The organism is Nocardia sp. NPDC019395, from assembly GCF_040632335.1.
Lineage (GTDB): Bacteria > Actinomycetota > Actinomycetes > Mycobacteriales > Mycobacteriaceae > Nocardia.
The window spans coordinates 533080-550977 of record NZ_JBEYBT010000001.1; the positions used below are offsets into that span (position 1 = coordinate 533080).

General features: G+C 66.9%; 19 protein-coding genes and 1 pseudogene. 2 read left to right on the forward strand and 18 right to left on the reverse strand.

Going from position 1 to position 17898, the window contains the following annotated elements:
- Window positions 1–52 precede the first annotated feature (52 nt).
- From nuoK to ABZ827_RS02475, 12 genes and pseudogenes are all read right to left on the reverse strand, one after another.
- On the reverse strand, window positions 53–352 hold the full coding sequence (gene nuoK / locus ABZ827_RS02420) for an NADH-quinone oxidoreductase subunit NuoK (RefSeq protein WP_058855693.1): 300 nt from the start codon (window positions 350–352) through the stop codon (window positions 53–55).
- Entirely contained in the window at window positions 349–1218 is an 870-nt protein-coding gene (locus ABZ827_RS02425) for an NADH-quinone oxidoreductase subunit J (protein ID WP_357231683.1), read from the reverse strand. The genes nuoK and ABZ827_RS02425 overlap by 4 nt, the downstream gene beginning before the upstream one ends.
- The gene (gene nuoI / locus ABZ827_RS02430) at window positions 1215–1769 is read right to left on the reverse strand and encodes an NADH-quinone oxidoreductase subunit NuoI (RefSeq protein WP_357234400.1); all 555 of its coding nucleotides are present in this window, start codon (window positions 1767–1769) and stop codon (window positions 1215–1217) included. Before nuoI ends, ABZ827_RS02425 begins: the two co-directional genes overlap by 4 nt.
- Window positions 1755–3020: pseudogene (nuoH, locus tag ABZ827_RS02435) on the reverse strand (NADH-quinone oxidoreductase subunit NuoH); the annotation flags it as partial. The gene nuoI and the pseudogene nuoH, both read right to left, overlap by 15 nt.
- Window positions 3013–5496, reverse strand: a complete 2484-nt coding sequence (locus tag ABZ827_RS02440) for an NADH-quinone oxidoreductase subunit G (protein WP_357231686.1) — start codon at window positions 5494–5496, stop codon at window positions 3013–3015. The gene ABZ827_RS02440 and the pseudogene nuoH, both read right to left, overlap by 8 nt.
- Complete coding sequence (gene nuoF / locus ABZ827_RS02445; protein ID WP_357231689.1) at window positions 5493–6821, reverse strand: NADH-quinone oxidoreductase subunit NuoF; 1329 nt, start codon at window positions 6819–6821, stop codon at window positions 5493–5495. The genes ABZ827_RS02440 and nuoF overlap by 4 nt, the downstream gene beginning before the upstream one ends.
- The gene (gene nuoE / locus ABZ827_RS02450) at window positions 6818–7534 is read right to left on the reverse strand and encodes an NADH-quinone oxidoreductase subunit NuoE (protein WP_357231692.1); all 717 of its coding nucleotides are present in this window, start codon (window positions 7532–7534) and stop codon (window positions 6818–6820) included. The genes nuoF and nuoE overlap by 4 nt, the downstream gene beginning before the upstream one ends.
- Window positions 7531–8913 carry an NADH dehydrogenase (quinone) subunit D gene (gene nuoD / locus ABZ827_RS02455; protein WP_357231695.1) on the reverse strand — a complete coding sequence of 461 codons (1383 nt, stop codon included), beginning with the start codon at window positions 8911–8913 and terminating at the stop codon, window positions 7531–7533. The genes nuoE and nuoD overlap by 4 nt, the downstream gene beginning before the upstream one ends.
- The gene (locus ABZ827_RS02460; protein ID WP_357231698.1) at window positions 8913–9638 is read right to left on the reverse strand and encodes an NADH-quinone oxidoreductase subunit C; all 726 of its coding nucleotides are present in this window, start codon (window positions 9636–9638) and stop codon (window positions 8913–8915) included. Before ABZ827_RS02460 ends, nuoD begins: the two co-directional genes overlap by 1 nt.
- The gene (locus ABZ827_RS02465) at window positions 9635–10189 is read right to left on the reverse strand and encodes an NADH-quinone oxidoreductase subunit B family protein (protein WP_357231701.1); all 555 of its coding nucleotides are present in this window, start codon (window positions 10187–10189) and stop codon (window positions 9635–9637) included. Before ABZ827_RS02465 ends, ABZ827_RS02460 begins: the two co-directional genes overlap by 4 nt.
- Before the next feature lie 68 nt (window positions 10190–10257).
- Complete coding sequence (locus ABZ827_RS02470) at window positions 10258–10638, reverse strand: NADH-quinone oxidoreductase subunit A (protein ID WP_357231704.1); 381 nt, start codon at window positions 10636–10638, stop codon at window positions 10258–10260.
- Between the two features lie 283 nt (window positions 10639–10921).
- A complete protein-coding gene (locus ABZ827_RS02475) occupies window positions 10922–11257 on the reverse strand; it encodes a hypothetical protein (protein ID WP_357234403.1) in 336 nt (111 codons plus the stop codon).
- Window positions 11258–11484: 227 nt separating this feature from the next.
- On the opposite strand from ABZ827_RS02475, the gene ABZ827_RS02480 reads away from it, so the two are divergent.
- Window positions 11485–11889, forward strand: coding sequence for an NUDIX domain-containing protein (locus tag ABZ827_RS02480; protein WP_357231707.1), 405 nt, complete (start codon window positions 11485–11487; stop codon window positions 11887–11889).
- A 37-nt stretch (window positions 11890–11926) separates the two neighbouring features.
- On the opposite strand, the gene ABZ827_RS02485 is transcribed toward ABZ827_RS02480, so the two are convergent.
- The 6 genes from ABZ827_RS02485 to ABZ827_RS02510 all read right to left on the reverse strand — a co-directional run bounded on the left by ABZ827_RS02485 (window position 11927) and on the right by ABZ827_RS02510 (window position 16848).
- Window positions 11927–12547, reverse strand: coding sequence for an ATP/GTP-binding protein (locus tag ABZ827_RS02485; protein ID WP_357231710.1), 621 nt, complete (start codon window positions 12545–12547; stop codon window positions 11927–11929).
- Window positions 12528–12902, reverse strand: a complete 375-nt coding sequence (locus ABZ827_RS02490; protein ID WP_357234406.1) for a DUF742 domain-containing protein — start codon at window positions 12900–12902, stop codon at window positions 12528–12530. Before ABZ827_RS02490 ends, ABZ827_RS02485 begins: the two co-directional genes overlap by 20 nt.
- 16 nt (window positions 12903–12918) lie before the next feature.
- Window positions 12919–13338, reverse strand: a complete 420-nt coding sequence (locus tag ABZ827_RS02495; RefSeq protein WP_357231713.1) for a roadblock/LC7 domain-containing protein — start codon at window positions 13336–13338, stop codon at window positions 12919–12921.
- The gene (locus ABZ827_RS02500) at window positions 13339–15717 is read right to left on the reverse strand and encodes a nitrate- and nitrite sensing domain-containing protein (RefSeq protein ID WP_357231716.1); all 2379 of its coding nucleotides are present in this window, start codon (window positions 15715–15717) and stop codon (window positions 13339–13341) included. It lies immediately after the preceding gene.
- Window positions 15718–15831: 114 nt separating this feature from the next.
- Window positions 15832–16236 carry a DUF779 domain-containing protein gene (locus ABZ827_RS02505; protein ID WP_357231719.1) on the reverse strand — a complete coding sequence of 135 codons (405 nt, stop codon included), beginning with the start codon at window positions 16234–16236 and terminating at the stop codon, window positions 15832–15834.
- Window positions 16237–16539: 303 nt separating this feature from the next.
- Window positions 16540–16848, reverse strand: a complete 309-nt coding sequence (locus tag ABZ827_RS02510) for a hypothetical protein (protein WP_357231722.1) — start codon at window positions 16846–16848, stop codon at window positions 16540–16542.
- A gap of 123 nt (window positions 16849–16971) precedes the next feature.
- On the opposite strand from ABZ827_RS02510, the gene ABZ827_RS02515 reads away from it, so the two are divergent.
- Window positions 16972–17853, forward strand: coding sequence for a TIGR03621 family F420-dependent LLM class oxidoreductase (locus ABZ827_RS02515; RefSeq protein ID WP_357231725.1), 882 nt, complete (start codon window positions 16972–16974; stop codon window positions 17851–17853).
- The last annotated feature ends 45 nt before the right edge of the window (window positions 17854–17898 follow it).

A 17898-nucleotide genomic window follows, 5' to 3' on the forward strand; every position in this document is an offset into this window, starting at 1 on the left:
GAGCGCTGCGTGGTTACGCTGCGCTGCCTGCTCCGCGCTCGACCCGACCATGTCAGAACTTCAACAGGTTGGCATCGTCGACCGAGGTCGAGCGGCGGGCGCGGAAGATGGTGATGATGATGGCCAGACCGACCACGACCTCGGCCGCGGCGACCACCATCGTGAAGAACGCGAAGACTTGACCGTCCAGGTTCGCGTGCATCCGGGCGAAGGTGACGAACGCGAGATTGACCGCGTTGAGCATCAGCTCGATGCACATGAACACGATGATCGCGTTACGCCGCAGCAGGACTCCCGCGGCGCCGATGGTGAACAGTAGCGCGGATAGGAACAGATAGTTCTCGGGATTCACCGGATACCTTCCTCATCGGCCGGGCGAGCGGGGGTACTGCCGGTGCCGGTCGCCGTATCGTGTTCGCCGCCGGGCGTCGCGGATGTGCCGACCGAGAGGACAGCGGCATCGGTGAGCGCCTGGGTGCGGCGATGCCGCAGGATGGTCGAGACCGACAGTTCCTCGAAGGAGCCGTCCGGGAGCCGGGCCGGGATATCGACGGCGTTGTGCCGGGCGTAGACACCGGGGGTGGGCAGCGGTGTCGGCCGGTGTCCCGGATCGCGGAACCGGCGCCGGGACAGCTCTCGCTGGCCCAGTTTCGGCCCGAAATGTTCGCGGTGCGCCAGCAGCATGGCGCCGATGGTGGCGGCGATGAGCAGGGCTCCGGTGAGTTCGAACGCCCACACGTAACGAACGAAGATCAATTCCGCCAGCGCGCCGATCACATCCTGTCCGGGGAACCCGGTGGCTGGAAAAGCGATATCGGAGCGCCGGATACCGTGCGCGATCCCGGTGCACAGCAGAATTCCGAATCCGACGCCGACCACCCCGGCGGCGATCCGCTGCCCCCGCAGCGTTTCCCGCAGTGATTCCGCCGAATCGACACCGACCAGCATGAGCACGAACAGGAACAGCATCATGACCGCGCCGGTGTAGACGACGATCTGCACCACGCCGAGGAACAATGCGTCCTGGGCGATGTAGAACACCGCCAGCGTGATCATGGTGGCGGCCAGGCAGATCGCCGAATGGACCGCTTTCGCCGCGAAGACCATCCCCAGCGCGCCGATCACTGCCAGCGGAGCCAGGATCCAGAACTGCACGGCTTCGCCGGTTCCGGTCTCGGTGAGGGGAGCGGCCGCCAGCACCGCGTTCACGGGGCTCATCGGGAGCTCCCCGTGGCCGCGGTGGGTCGCTCGGAATCGCCGGTCACCCGGCCGAGGTAGTAGTCGGCCTCGGTGGTGCCCGCCTGCATCGCATGCGGTGGTGCCTGCATATCCGGTTCCAGCGGCGCGAGCAGCCGATCCTTTTCGTAGATGAGGTCGGCGCGATTATCGTCGGTCATCTCGTAGTCGTTGGTCATCGTCAGGGCCCGGGTCGGGCAGGCCTCGATGCACAGGCCGCAGCCGATACAGCGCAGATAGTTGATCTGATAGACCCGGCCGTACCGTTCACCGGGCGAATACCGCTCGTCCTCGGTGTTATCGGCGCCTTCGACGTAGATCGCGTCGGCGGGGCAGGCCCAGGCGCACAGTTCGCAGCCGATGCATTTCTCCAGCCCGTCGGCATGCCGGTTGAGCTGATGCCGGCCGTGGTAGCGCGGTGCGGTGGGAACCTTCTCCTCGGGATAGAACTCGGTATTGGGCTTCTTGAACATGGTGGCGGCGGTGACCCCGAAACCCGCCAGCGGTTCGAACAGACCGGGAGAGGACGTGATGGTGGAGGTCCGCTCCGGTAGCGGCGGGGTCGGGAAACCGAGGAATACCTCGGTACCGCTCGGCTGCCCCGAGGACGGCGTCAGAATATCGTCCTCCGGTGTGAATTCGGGGGCGGTCGCGGGCGCGTTGCCGGCTCGCAGGAACAACCCGATCAGCAGGCCGGTGAGCAGCAGACCGCCGACCACCAGGATGGGGGTGCCCACCGGATAACCCTCGAGGTCGAGGACCCGGGCCGTGGCCACCACCATCACCCACGCCAGCGACGTCGGAATGAGCAGTTTCCAGCCGAGATTCATGAACTGGTCGTAACGCAGCCGCGGCAGAGTGCCGCGCAACCAGATGAATACGAACAGGAACATCCACACCTTGGCGGTGAACCACAGCAGCGGCCACCAACCGGAATTCGCGCCCTCCCAGAGGTTGATCGGGAACGGTGCGCGCCAGCCGCCCAGGAACATCGTGGTGGCCAGGGCGGATACCGTCGCCATGTTCACATACTCCGCGAGCATGAACATCGCGAACTTCAGCGATGAGTACTCGGTATGGAAACCACCGACGAGTTCACCCTCGGCTTCGGGAAGGTCGAACGGTGCGCGATTGGTCTCGCCGACCATCGATATGCAATAGATCAGGAACGACGGCAGCAGCAGGAACACGTACCAGGTGGGTTGCTGGGCGGCGATGATGCCCGAGGTCGACATGGTGCCGCCGAGCAGGAACACCGCCGCGAAACACAACGCCATGGCGATCTCGTACGAGATCACCTGCGCGGTGGAACGCAGACCGCCGAGCAGCGGATACGTGGACCCCGAGGCCCAGCCTGCCAGGACGATGCCGTACACCCCGATCGAGGTGATAGCCAGGATGTAGAGCACACCCACGGGCAGATCGGTGAGCTGCAGGGCCGTGTTCTGCCCGAGGATCGAGACCTGCGGCCCGAACGGAATCACCGCGAACGCCATCACCGCGGCGATCACCGAAATAATCGGGGCGAGAACGAAAATGGGTTTATCGACGATCGCGGGGACGATGTCCTCTTTGAACGCCATCTTCACCCCGTCGGCCGCGCTCTGCAACAGACCCTTGGGCCCGACCCGGTTGGGCCCGACCCGCATCTGCATCCAGGCGACCACCTTGCGTTCGATCAGGACACCGAACAAGACGGTCAGGAGCAGGAATACGAAGATAGCGACGGCTTTGGCGGCGACCAGCCACAGCGGGTCGAGACCGAAGAGGGACAGATCAGTCATGGTCGGATGCCTCCGTCCGTTCGGCGCGCCGCACGGATACGACGCTGCCCGGGCCGGCGCCCAGGTCGCTGTGGATCGAGCAGCCGGGTGAGTTCATCGGCAGCCACACCACCCGGTCGGGCATCTCGGTGACGGCCAGCGGGAGGGTGACGGTGCCCTGTGCGGTGCCCACGGTCACCGGATCACCGTCGGCCGCACCGGCTTCCGCGGCGGTCGCGGCGGAGAGCCGGGCTACTGCCGGCCGGGCTATTCCGGCCAGGTTCTGTTCACCGTCCTGCATCCGGCCGCGGTCGAGCAGCATGCGCCAGCCGGCCAGGATCGCGGTTCCCGGTCCGGGCGCGGCGGGAGTGGCCGCCGGATGGACCGGCGGCGCGGGGGTGGACCCGGTCCAAGTGGTGAAGCGATCGAGTTCGGCACGGGCCGCCGCGGTGTCCGGCAGGCCGAGCGGTACACCCAGTTCCGCGGCGAGGCTGTGCAGTACCCGCTGATCGGACATCGGTGCGGCGGTGCGGCGTACGGTGCTCTCGGTCAGGGCCGCCGCGAACAGGCGCGGCCGTCCCTCCCAGGTGCGGAACGTGCCGGATTTCTCCATAGCCGTCGCCACCGGGAACACCACGTCTGCGTGGGCGGTCACCTCGCTGCGGCGTTGTTCGAGGGAGATGACGAAATCCGCGGCGGCGAGTGTCGCACGCGCGGCGACGGGGTCGGGGAGATCGGCGAGTTCGACACCGCCGACGACCAGCGCCCCGCCACTGCTCGTTCCATCGAGAACGGTGCCGGTATCGCGTCCCGGAGCGGCGGGAAGTTCGGCGATATTCCATATCTCGCAGGCCTGCCGCCGGGCCTCGGGGTCGGTCAGCGGCCGGCCGCCCGGGAGCAGGCCCGGTAGCGCGCCCGCTTCCACCGCGCCGCGTTCGCCTGCCCGGCGCGGCACCCAGGCGAGTGCGGCTCCGGTCTCGGCGGCCAACCGGACGGTCGCCGACAACGCCCCCGGGATCGCGGCCAGCCGTTCGCCCGCGAGGATCACCGCACCGGGTTCGCGCAGGAGTTGCGCCAGCCTTTCCGATACAGCCGCGGGGACGGTGGAATCCGATCCGCTCGGCGCACCGTACAGTGCGGCGAGAGCGTCCGGTTCGGCACCGGGGACCGTCGGGAGCAGAGTGCCGGACATCCGCTCCAGACCCCGCGAGGCGTAGGCAGCGATGGAATAGACCGGTACATTGCGGGTGCGGGCGGCCTTGCGCAGCCGCAAATAGACGATGGGCGATTCCTCCTCCGGTTCGAAACCCGCGAGCAGCACCACCGGTGCGGTCGTGAGGCTTTCGTAGGTGACGGAGTCGGTGTGGCCGGCGACCCAGGCGCCGAGGAATTCGGCCTCCTCGGCGGAATGGGCGCGTGCGCGGAAATCGATATCGTTGGTGCCCAGCACCGCCCGGGCGAATTTGGCGTAGGCGTAGGCCTCCTCCTCGGTGACCCGGCCACCGGTCAGCACCGCCGCGTTCCCCACCCCGGTGCGGAGTCCGCGGGCCGCGGCGGCCAGCGCCTCGGACCATGAGCACGGTGCCAGCTCGCCGTCGGATCCCCGCAGCAGCGGCGTGGTGATCCGATCGGGTTCGGTGGCGTAGGTGAAGGCCCAGCGGCCCTTATCGCAGTTCCATTCCTCGTTGACCTGCGGGTCGTCGCCCGCCAAGCGGCGCATCACCTTGCCGCGGCGATGATCGGTGCGTTGCGCGCAGCCCGAGGCGCAGTGTTCGCAGACGCTGGGGCTGGACACCAGATCGAAGGGCCTGGCCCGGAAGCGGTAGCTGGTACCGGTGAGGGCGCCGACCGGGCAGATCTGCACGGTGTTCCCGGAGAAGTACGAATCCAGCGGTTCGTGTTCGGCGGTGCCGACCTGCTGGAGCGCGCCGCGGTCGAGCAGTTCGATGAACGGATCACCGGCGATCTGCTGGGAGAAGCGGGTGCAGCGCGCGCACAGCACACAGCGTTCACGATCCAGCAGGACCGCGCTGGACAGCGGAATCGGTTTGGGGAAAGTCCGTTTGACACCTTCGAAGCGGGTCTCGACCCGCCCGGTGGACATGGCCTGGTTCTGCAGCGGGCATTCGCCGCCCTTATCGCAGACCGGGCAGTCCAGCGGATGGTTGATCAGCAGCAGTTCCATCACGCCCCGCTGCGCCTTCTCCGCGTCCGGCGAACTCAGCTGGGTACGGGCCACCATGCCCTCGGCGACCGCCATGGTGCACGAGGCCACCGGTTTGCGCTGACCCTCCACTTCCACCAGGCACTGCCGGCAGGCACCCACCGGAGAGAGCAACGGATGATCGCAGAACCGCGGGATCTGGACGCCGATCAGCTCGGCCGCCCGGATGAGCAGCGTGCCGGCCGGGACACTGACCGTGGTGCCGTCGATGGTGAGGGTGACCAGATCGGCGGGCTGCAGATCGGCGGAATCGGAACGGACGGTGGCTGTCATCGGATTACCTCTCCGGCCGCGGTCGGGGCCCAGGCGGTGGCACGCGCCGGGTCGAAGGGGCAGCCACCCTGTTCCAGATGGGCGATGTACTCGTCGCGGAAGTACTTCACCGACGACACGATCGGGCTGGCGGCACCGTCGCCGAGCGCGCAGAACGATTTACCGTTGATGGTGTCGGCGATATCCAGGAGTTTGTCCAGGTCGGCGGGAGTGCCGAGCCCCGCCTCCAATCGGGTGAGCAGCTGGACCAGCCAATACGTACCCTCCCGGCAGGGTGTGCACTTCCCGCAGGATTCGTGCGCGTAGAACTCGGTCCACCGCAGAACAGCCCGTACGACGCAGGTGGTGTCGTCGAATATCTGCAGCGCCTTGGTTCCCAGCATCGACCCGTGCGCCATGACGTTCTCGTAGTCCAGGGGGACGTCGAGATGTTCGGCGGTGAACAGCGGGGTGGAGGATCCGCCCGGTGTCCAGAATTTCAGATCGTGTCCGGCGCGGACGCCGCCGGCGCAGTCGAGCAGTTCTCGCAGGGTTACGCCGAGTGGCGCTTCGTACTGGCCCGGCCGGGCGATATGACCCGATAGCGAATACAGCGTGAAGCCGGGCGATTTCTCACTGCCCATGGAACGGAACCAGGTGGGGCCGTTACGGAGAATCGGCGGCACACTGGCGATCGATTCGACATTGTTGACCACGGTCGGGCTGGCATAGAGACCGGCGACCGCGGGAAACGGTGGCCGCAAGCGGGGCTGGCCACGCCGTCCCTCCAGCGAGTCCAGCAGCGCGGTCTCCTCGCCGCAGATATAGGCGCCGGCCCCCGCGTGGACGGTGAGTTCCAGATCGTACCCGGAGCCGAGGATATCGTGTCCGAGGAGGCCGGCGGCGTATGCCTCGGCGACCGCTGCCTGCAGCCGGCGCAGTACCGGCACCACCTCACCACGGAGATAGATGAACGCGTGCGCGGCGCGGATGGCATAGGCCGCGATGATCACACCCTCGATCAGTGAGTGCGGGGCGGCGAGCATGAGCGGGATGTCCTTGCAGGTGCCCGGTTCGGACTCGTCGGCGTTGACCACCAGATAATGCGGTTTCACGTGGCCGTCGGGTTCGGGGCCCTGCGGGATGAAACCCCATTTCATCCCGGTCGGGAACCCGGCCCCGCCCCGCCCGCGTAGTCCGGCGTCCTTGACGGTGGCGATGACATCGTCCGGTGCCATACCGAAGGCGATCGGCAGGGCGGCATACCCGTCGTGGGCGCGGTAGGTATCCAAGGTCCAGGAATTCGGCAGATTCCAGTATCTGCTCAGGACCGGCGTCAATGTCATCGTGCGCCGCCCTCGTCGTCCGTCGGCTCGGGGGCCCGCATCGCGTTCTCCCTGGCGACCTCGAGGCCCGCGAGCGTGGGACCGCCCGGATCACCGTCGAGAACGCCGGGCCGCTGATCCGGGAAACCCGCCAGCACGCGCGCGGTCTCACGGAAGGTGCACAGCGGGGCGCCGCGGGTAGGGGTGACCGGTTGCCCGGCAAGTAGATCGTCCACCAGTGCCCGAGCCGATTCCGGGGTCTGATTGTCGAAGAACTCCCAGTTCACCATCACGACGGGCGCGTAATCACAGGCCGCGTTGCATTCGATGTGTTCGAGGGTGACCGTGCCGTCCCGCGTGGTCTCGCCGTGTGCGATACCCAGATGCTCGCGCAGTGTCGCGAGGATGGCGTCGCCGCCGAGCACCGCGCACAGGGTGTTGGTGCAGACTCCCACGTGATAATCGCCCGTGGGGGTGCGCCGGTACATGGAGTAGAACGTGGCGACCGCGGTCACCTCGGCGCCGGTGAGTCCCAGCATCTCGGCGCAGAATTCGATTCCGGCACTGCTGACGTAGCTCTCCTCCGACTGCACCAGATGCAGCAGCGGGAGCAGCGCGGACCGGGGCTGCGGGTAGCGGCCGATGATTTCCTTCGCATCCGGTTCCAGGCGCGCCCGGACTTCCTCCGGGAACGGCTCCGGCCGACTGCTCAGCCGCAACAGGATCTCGCTCATCGGTCCACACCGCCCATCACAGGGTCGATACTGGCGACGGCGGCGATCACATCGGCGACCATGCCGCCCTCGCACATCGCGGCCACCGCCTGCAGATTCGTGAAGGAGGGGTCGCGGTAGTGCACGCGGTACGGCCGGGTGCCGCCGTCGCTGACCATATGCACCCCGAGTTCGCCGCGGGGTGATTCCACCGCCTCGTAGACCTGGCCCGGCGGTACCCGGATACCCTCGGTGACCAGCTTGAAATGGTGGATGAGGCCCTCCATGGAAGTACCCATGATCTTGCCGATATGGCGTGGGGAGTTCCCGAGCCCGTCCTCGCCCACTGTCAGGTCCGCGGGCCAGGCGATCTTCTTGTCCGCCACCATCACCGGTCCGGGCCGGAGCCGGTCCAGACATTGCTCCACGATCTTCAGCGATTCCTTCATCTCCTCGATCCGGATGAGGTATCGGCCGTAGCAATCGCAGGCGTCGGTGGTGGGGACGTCGAATTCGTAGTTCTCGTAACCGCAGTACGGCATGGCCTTGCGCAGGTCATGCGGTAGACCGGTCGAACGCAGCACCGGACCGGTGACGCCGAGCGCGATACATCCGGTGAGATCGAGGTAGCCGATATTCTGGGTGCGGGCCCGGAAAATCGGGTTGTGGGTGAGCAGATGCTCCATATCGCGCAGTCGCTTCGGCATCAGCTCGAGCAGTTCCCGCACCTTGGTGACCCCGTTGTCGGGCAGGTCCTGGGCGATCCCGCCCGGACGGATATACGCATGGTTCATCCGCAGGCCGGTAATCGTCTCGAAAACGTCCAGAATCAGCTCCCGTTCCCGGAAACCGAACAGCATCGGGGTGAGGGCGCCGAGCTCCATCCCCCCGGTGGCAAGTGCCACCAGATGCGAGGAAATACGGTTGAGTTCCATCAGCAGCACCCGGATCACGGTGGCGCGCTCGGGAATATCGTCGGTGATCCCCAGCAGACGCTCCACGCCGAGGCAGAAGGCTGTCTCGTTGAAGAACGGGGACAGATAGTCCATCCGGGTGACGAAAGTGACGCCCTGTGCCCAGTTGCGGAATTCGAGGTTCTTCTCGATCCCGGTGTGCAGGTAGCCGATACCGCAGCGGGCCTCGACCACGGTTTCGCCCTCGATCTCCAGGATGAGCCGCAGGACGCCGTGGGTGGACGGATGCTGGGGGCCCATATTGACGACGATGCGTTCCTCGCCGGCACCGCGTAAGGCGTCGGCGACCTCGTCCCAGTCCTGGCCCGCGACGGTGAGGACCTGTTCGCCGGACACCCCGCCCGGCGCCGCCGGGGGAGTGCCGGTTCCGGAGTCGTCGTGGTCCGGCCCGCCGGAAACCCCGGGCCGGATATCGATCTCACTCATCAGCTGTACGCCCTCCGCTCATCGGGCGGCGGTATCCGCGCGCCCTTGTATTCGACCGGTATCCCGCCGAGCGGGTAGTCCTTGCGCTGCGGGTGACCGCGCCAGTCGTCGGGCATGGTGATGCGTGTCAGCGAGGGATGCCCGTCGAATCGGATTCCGAAGAAGTCGTAGGTTTCCCGCTCGTGCCAATCGCAGGTCGGATACACGCGGTACAGGGACGGGATATGGGGATCGTCATCGGGCGCGGCCACTTCGAGGCGTACCCGGCGCCCGTGCGTGATCGAGTTCAGGTGGTAGACGGCGCGCAGTTCGCGACCGGTCTCGTCGGGGTAGTGCACCCCGCTCACGCCGAGGCACAGTTCGAAACGCAGCGCGGGGTCGTCGCGTAACGCCCGCGCTACCGGCACCAGATGGTCCCGGTGGACGTGCAGGGTGAGTTCGCCGCGGTCCACCACGACCTTGTCTATCGCCGTATCGAAATCGGTATCGCCGGCGAGTGCCGCGCGCAGCAGTTCGACGACGGTATCGAAGTAGCCGCCGTAGGGCGGCGGGCTGCCACCGGGAAGGGCGACCTCGTGGACGAGGCGGCCGTAGCCGGATGTGTCTCCGCTGCCGGAGATCCCGAACATACCCCGGCGGCTCGCGATCACCTCGTCGCGCGGGCCGATCGGCTGTTCCGGTTCGACGGCGCGGCTGTCGGTGGATTCCGGTCGTTCGGTGGTCATCGCAGCAACCCCTCCATCCGGATCGTCGGGGTCGCGGCCAGGGCGGCCTGCTCCGCGGCCCGGATCGCCTCGACGCGATTCACCCCCATCGGCGTCTCCTGGATCTTGGCGTGCAGGGCGAGAATCGCGTTGAGCAGCATCTCCGGCCGCGGTGGGCAGCCCGGTAGGTAGATATCGACCGGGACCACATGGTCGACGCCCTGCACGATGGCGTAGTTGTTGAACATCCCGCCCGAGGAGGCGCAGACGCCCATGGCCAGAACCCATTTCGGCTCGGTCATCTGGTCGTATACCTGCCGCAGCACCGGTGCCATCTTCTGACTGACCCGTCCGGCGACGATCATCAGATCGGCCTGGCGTGGGGATGCGCGGAAAACCTCCATGCCGAAGCGCGCCGAATCGAAACGTCCGCCACCGGTGGCCATCATCTCGATCGCGCAGCAGGCCAAGCCGAAGGTGGCCGGCCACACCGACCCCTTACGCATATATCCCGCCATGGCCTCGACCGTGCTGAGGACGAAACCGCTGGGCAGTTTTTCTTCCAAACCCATGTCCGACTACTCCCTGGGGCTATGGCCCGCGCCGGTGCGCGGGCTGCGGCTGATCGGAGGTTCGCGGCTCAGTCCCAGCTGAGGCCGCCACGCCGCCATTCGTAGGCGTAGGCGACCGAGACATTGACGATGAACAGTGCCATCGCCAGCAGGCCGAAAACCCCGAGCGCATCGATATGGACCGCCCACGGGTAGAGGAACACGATCTCGATATCGAAAATGATGAACAGCATCGCGGTGAGGTAGTACTTCACCGGAAAGCGTTGTCCGGTAACACTTCCCGCGCCGCCGGCGGTCGCATGCGGTGTCGGCTCGATACCGCATTCGTAGGCCTGCAGTTTGGCGCGGTTGTAGCGTTTGGGGCCGATGAGGCCGGCGATCAGGACCGAGATGACCGCGAACGCGGCGGCAACCGCGCCGAGGACCAGTATCGGCAGTTCGGTGTTCACGACTGCGCTTCCCCTCCTTGCGAACTGGGACCCGGCGGTTGTGCCGACGGATCCCGCGAACGGGGTCGGGCGGTCGATGGGTACGGCCCGCGCCGTCGGATCGGTCCCCGGATTCGAGAGTGGGCTGGGGGAAGAATTCGGCGGCGCGGGTTATATATCATCTCCCGCGCTCATGTGAGCTACAGCACAGCCTACAACTGTTACGCCAGCGCGAACGCGGATTCATGGACCGGTTTGATCGAATTCGAAACTGAGATTTATGAGTAAACGAACCTAATCGCCGTCAGGCGGCCGGGCGCCGCCGGAGTAGTTCGACCACGATCTCGGTGAGTCGCAGCGGGTCGATCGGATGGGACGCGACCGCCTCCGCGCGGGACCAGTTCGCCAGCCAGGCATCGTCGGCGCGGCCGGTGAGCACGATCAGCGGCGGGCAGTTGTCGATTTCGTCCTTGAGCTGTTTGGCCACGCCCATACCACCGCCCGGCGCGGACTCACCGTCCAGGATCGCCAGATCGGCCGCCCCGGCATCCATCCGCTCCAGAACCACCGGGGCGGTGGCCACCTCGAGGTAGTCGAGCGGCGGTAGATCCGGATGTGGACGGCGTCCGAGCGCCAGCATCACCTGGCTCCGGGTGTCGGCGTCGTTGCTGTAAACCAGGACCCGCAGCACGGCGGGAGGATTCGCATCGGCCACGTTCGCATGGTACGTCCGCGGACATACCGCAGGGGCCACCTTGGCCGAGATGGGTCGTCTATCGCGTGGCGAGGCCGGGGACCCGGGCGTGGGCCGGCCGGTCCGGGAGAGGTGACTGGAGCGAATCCGGGAAGTCCGCTTAAGCTGCCGGCGTGACGGACGAATTGGTCGGTGAACTCATCGATACGGTCGCCTGGGTGCTGATCGTGGACGGACGGATCCTGTGTGCGCGCCCGCGCGGCAAAGAGATCTTCTACATCCCGGGCGGAAAGCGCGAAGCGGGCGAATCCGATGAGCAGACCTTGGTGCGCGAGATCGCCGAGGAACTCACCGTCGCACTGGTCACCGAAACCGTGGTACCGGTGGGTGTCTACGAGGCCGACGACGGCGGCGCACGAGTCCGGATGAGCTGTTACCGCGCAGACTACCGGGGGAAGCTGGCCGCGAGCAGTGAGATCGACGAACTCGCGTGGTTCGGCTACCGCGACCGCGCGCAGGTGCCGCCGGTGGACCAATTGCTGTTCGACGAACTGCACGCGGCGGGTTCGCTGCGGTGAGCGGGTGGCGGAGCCGGCTTCCGGCTCCGCCACCCGCTCAGCCCTGATTGGCCGTGAGATCGGGCCGGGTGGCCCGGTCGATGAGATGCTCGATCAAACTGAGCAATGTGTTCTTCGCCGACACCCGGTCCCGGGCATCGCAGAGCATCACCGGGATCTTTGCCTCGAGATCGAGGGCATCACGGACCTCGTCGATGGTGTAGCGCGGTGCTCCGTCGAAACAGTTCACCGCGACGAGGAACGGCAGGCCCCGGCGTTCGAAATAGTCGATGGCGGCGAAGGAGTTACCGAGTCGCCTGGTATCGGCCAGGACCACCGCACCGAGCGCACCGCGGGCGAGTTCGTCCCAGAGGAACCAGAATCGATCCTGGCCCGGCGTACCGAACAGGTACAGCACGAGATCCTTGTCGATGGTGATCCGGCCGAAGTCCAGTGCCACCGTGGTGGTCGTCTTGGATTCGACACCGGACAGATCGTCGATCCCCGTACTGAGTTCGGTGATCATCTCCTCGGTACGCAGCGGCGGTATCTCACTGATGGAGGCCACCATCGTGGTCTTGCCGACACCGAAGCCGCCGGCGATGAGGACCTTGACCGACGCGGCCAGAGCCGGCGCCGCGGGGTCGATTCGGGCAGGGTCAAATTTTTCGGATTCCATCCAGTACCGCTCGCAATATGTTGAAGTCGCCGGGACCGGACTCCATCTGCACTGGAGCCCGGAAGATCAGATGGCCGTCACCGATCAGATCTCCGACGAGAATCTTGGTCACCGCCAGCGGCAGTTTCAAGGCGGCTGCCACCTCCGCCACTGTCTGTGATTCCGTGCACAGCTGCACGATATCGAGGTATTCGGGTTCGGTCCGGCGCAGTGGCGGGGCTCCACGGGCTTCGACCACGATAGTGAGCATATCCAGATCGTGTCCGGCGCCGACAGTCCGGCCCCGGGTGATCGCATACGGCCGCACCAGCGGTCCGGCGTCGTCGTCGAACCAGGAGTCCCGCATACCGGTCATCACCGAGTCACTGTTCTCACGGTTGCTGTGGGTCGGCCCCGGTCCCGCTGCGGGAACTGGTCGAGAGATGGCTGCCGACGCGCTGAACCGTCAGATTCATCTCATAGGCCACCATGCCGAGGTTGGCATCCGCGGCCGCCTGTACCGCGATGCAGGCGTTGGCGCCCGCCGAGGTGACGAAGAGAACCGCATGGTCGAGTTCGATCACCGCCTGCCGGACGCCGCCGCCCTCGAATCGGGCGCCCGCGCTACGCGCCAGGCCGTGCAGGGTCGACGACATGGCCGCGAAATGCTCGGCCTCGGTGCGGTCCATTTTCGTGGAGTGCCCGAGCAGCATTCCGTCGGTGGACAGCACGACCGCCAGCCGGACCCCCGCGAGTCGCTCGACGAGGTCGTCGAGCAGCCAGTTCAGATCACCTTGAGTGGAAGTGGACACTTAGCCTTCCTGTTCATCCGGGGATGCGCCGTCCGACGCCGGGTTCGCGGCGCCGGAATCCGTGGCGGGCAAAGGCTTGCGGCCCTGCCGGGTGCCGTTCTCGATCGACGCCATCAGGTCTCGGGCCTGTTCGGCCGAGCGCGGCCGCGCCGTTGCGGCCTGCTGGGCGCCCGAATCTTCCGGCCGCGGTGCGACTTTAGCCTGCCTGCTGCGACGTGGTAAAGCTGGCCGGCCGTCGGGGAGCAGCTCCGGTTCGGCGGCGGTCGCGCCGGGGCCGGCCGAGGTGGTCTGCGCCGGGGTGTCCGGCGGGCTCGGAGCAGGATGGCCGCCGAGGTTCGGCCGGTCCTCGAGCAGGGTCGCCGTACCGGACGGTGCGGGCGCGGCTTCGGCGCGTTCCTCCGGCGCCGTTTCCGGTGCCGGCACCGCCTGCCGCGGCAGGCCGGGCAGCGGTGTGGTTTCCTCCGCAGGGTCGGTGAGCAGGGGCGACGGGATTATGACCACAGCACGGACGCCGCCGTACTCCGACTCCCACAGACGTACCGAGATACCGTGCCGCGCGGCCAGCTGGGCGACCACGAAGATGCCCAGCCGCGAATCACGCTGCAGCGAAGTGACCTCGAAGTTCGGGGGTGTCTGCAGAATATCGTTGAGCCGGTCGCGGCTTTCGGCGGTGATACCCATACCTTGGTCGGTGATCTCCACGGCCACACCCTTACCGATGACCGATCCGGTGACCTGGACCCGCGACTGTGGCGGTGAGAACGAGGTCGCGTTGTCGACGAGTTCGGCGAGCAGGTGGATGAGATCACCGACGGCGTTGCCGGACACCCGCAGTTCCGGCAGTCTGGCCAGCCGCACCCGGGGGTAGTCCTGGGTTTCGCCCACTGCGCTGCGCACGAGATCCACCAGCGGTACCGGGGCGCGCCATTGCCGGCCGGGTTTACCGCCGCCGAGAACGATGAGGTTCTCGGCGTTGCGACGTTCCCGGGTGGCCAGGTGGTCGAGTTTGAACAGGACGTCCAGCATCGCCGGATCCTCTTCGCGCCGTTCGGCCTCGTCCAGGATCTCCAGCTGTTTGTGCACCACGATCTGGCTGCGATGCGCGATGTTCAGGAAGATCGATTTGACGCCTTCCTGAGTGCGGGCTTCGGTGACGGCGGCGGTCACCGCGACCGCGTGGGCGTGTTCGAACGCGGTGGCCACGGCCCCGAGTTCGTCGTGGCCGAAGTCGAGGTTCGCCGCGGCCTCGGATTCGTCGATGTCCTCGCCGGCGCGGAGCCGGTCGAGCATATCCGGCAGCCGCTCGTCGGCCAGGGCCAGCGTATGGTCGCGCAACCGCACCAGCCGGTGGATGAACCGGTTGGCCAGGACCAGCGAGATACCGAACCCCGCTGCCGAGATCACCAGTACGGCGAGGCCGATCAAGAGTGACTGTGTCGTGGTGCGCGCCGCCGCGTCCAACGACGCCTGCTGCATCACCAGGTTCTGCGCGTCCCACAATTCGAGCAGTTCGTGTTCGACGTGATCGGCCGCCGCGTGCCAGGCGGCGAGCTGGGCCGGGGGCAGACCGGAGGGCTCGCTGCCGGTTGCCGCGCCCGGGAGGCTGCGGGCGATGAGGGTGTTCTCGGCACGGGTGAGCAGCTGCCATTCCGGGCTGCTGAGCAGATTGTTCAGCCGTTCCCCGACCTCCGGCTGGAGTTCGGCACCCAGCAGGGCGGCTTCGGTGTGGTAGTAGCCGGTCTGCTGGATGTACTCCTCCGGCAGGGCCACCGGCCGTCCGGTGCGCTGCGCGGCGCCGGCCAGGGCATAGCTGCGTGAGGTGGCCTCGAGCATATGCATGATTCGTGTGGTCAGTGTCAGCTCGGTGGCCGATTGCGCGTCCGGCGCGAAGGACTGCGAAAGTTGAGCACCGGATGTGAGCGCGTCCAGCAGACGCGCGTAGAACGTGTAGGCGTCACCGGCAGACACCGAACGATTGTCGACGGCGCTGCGGATATTGCCCAGTTGCTGGGTGAGTGTGGCGAACGACCCGACCTGGTCCCCGATCTCGTCGGGCTGCAGATCGCGTAGCCGCTCGGAAGTGGTGACGAGATCGCGTAATGCCTGCTCGCTGTTGGGGCGGACAGCGGCGAGTGCGTCGGCCGCGGCTGGATCACCGGCCAGGTAGGTGAGGGTCAGCCGGCGTTCGTTCTGGACGATCTCGTATACCGCGCGGGTGGGGGCGGATGCCGCACGCATCGCTTCGGTCACTTGGCGGTCGTGCTGCCCCTGGTCGATCAGATAGCCTGTCGCGCCCACACCGGCCACCAACAGGGTGAGACTCGGGATGAGCGCGATGGCCAGGATCCGGGCGCGGACACCGAGCCTCGCTCTGAACATCGCCACAAAGTAACCTTTCGTGCCCCATTCAGCACCTCGAATCCCATTGAACAGGACTCCCTTTGACGTGGCTGCGGGCATATGCAGCGATCCGGGGTGCTGTGCGTGCCGGTATCAGCCCCGGCTGCGTTTGCGAGCGTCGAGCGCGGCCGTTTCCGTTGCGCTGAGCCGGCGGGCGCGCAGCAGGAAGACCGCCGCGTCCGCGGCCTCCCGGCCGTCACCCGGTTCGGCACCGAGGGCCGGGCCGGCATCGGGGGGTACATCCACCGTGAGGTGGTCGCGTTCGAAATGTGTGTACGCCTCCGCGCTCATCCACAGCTCGGTGTGCCAGGCCAGGCGACCGAAGAGTGTATCGCCCTCGGCCGCACGGAAATCACGGATGGGCAGCCATTCCGGGGCCGGCTTGCCGGTGTCGTGATCGGGCAGATAGAGCAGGATGGGGCCGTGCTGTTCGATCAATTCGCGTAATGCGTTGCGGGCCCGATCGGTGACCGCGACGCGATCGCTGCGATACGCCATCAGGAACTCCGCGCCGCGCCGCGACACCACAGCGCTACCGAATTGATCCGATGAAACATTTCGCTCCTCGCACATGGTCTCCGCCCTGTCCGGGCGCGCCGACTCCGGCTCGACGCGACCCGGTCTCCGGATCGATTCTTCGCCAGCACTTTTGCGAACACATTCTTGCGTATGGTGATTCCCGGAGCGAGGGGGAGTCGGTTGTCCCGCGAAATCGGTTGTGGTATGCGATGTGCGACTGTGACCGGCGCGCAACGCCGCCGGGCCCGGTGGGCGGGATGGCCGGAAAGGCCTGGTAATCGCCTACTTCCGGATGAATATCCCCGCGACATCGGCCCGCTCGATCGGGGTATCGGCATTCGCCTGGACGGTGCACAATCCGTCGACGGCGGCCATGGACAGGTCCACATTCGTGCCGGTGGGGTCCTGCCCGTGCTGTTCCTCGAGGAACTTGGTAATGGTGACGCGTTTCGTCTTCTGGTCCTGTCCGACGTATTCGCGGCAGGGGGTGTCGCCGCCCTTGTTGAGCGCCTGCTCGATCTCGGTGCAACCCGACAGCACTATCGCGGCCGTCGCGATCATGAGTCCGAACCGGGCTTTCGTGGCGTTCATCGGTAAATCCTCCTGGTCGGCTCGGGCGGGCGCCGCGCCTGCCCGAGTTGTACCCACCCTAAGGTCCGGTGACTCGCCGGTGAGCAGGCGGCGGATCGGACCTTGCCGGGGTATGCAGGAGGGATGAGTTCACCGACGGAATTCCGATTCGGCGTGAATATGGGGGTCCCGCAGGCGCGCGACGAGTGGGTTCGCAAATGCCGCCGGGCCGAGGAACTCGGCTACGACGTCATCGGCGTGGCCGATCATCTCGGCCTGGCGTCACCGTTTCCGGCTCTGGTCCTGGCGGCCGAGAACACCGAGCGGGTGCGGTTGAACACGTTCGTGCTGAACGCGCCCTTCTACAACCCCGTACTTCTGGCCCGGGATGTCGCCGGGACCGATCAGTTCGTGCGAGGGCGGCTCGAACTCGGGCTGGGGGCCGGGTATGTGCGCGACGAGTTCGATACCGCGGGCATCCCGTTCGGTACGGGTGCGAGCCGGGTCGCGCAGCTGGAGCAGACCGTCCGGACACTGCGTGAGTTGTTCGCCGATGACACGTACCAGCCGCGGCCGGCGCAACCCGGCGGTCCGCCGCTGCTGATCGGCGGCTGGGGCGACCGGATCCTGCGCCTGGCGGCTCGTCACGCCGCCGTTGTGGCCCTGACCGGTGCTTCGACCACCGCGGCCGGGCCGCTGCGGCTGGCCGGGCCCGCCGATATCGACGAGCGGGTCGCGTTCGTTCGTGCTGCGCTGGGCGAGCGTGCCCCGGAGGTGGAACTGAACATCCTGGTTCAGGCTGTGGCACCCACCGCGCGGCGGGCCGAAGTGCTCGACAAGTATCGGTCGGTTCTGGAACCCGAGGTGCTGGCCGCCGTGGACGAGTTGCCCACGATCCTGATCGGTAGCCCGGCAGAGCTGGCCGAACGGTTGCGGGCGAACCGTGAACGGTTCGGCTTCGGCTACGTGACCGTTCTGGAACCGGACCTGGAGGCATTCGCCGAGGTGATCGCCGAGTTCCGGTGATCACCCGCGGTGACGCGGATCGATACACGGTGGGGCGCCGGTCCG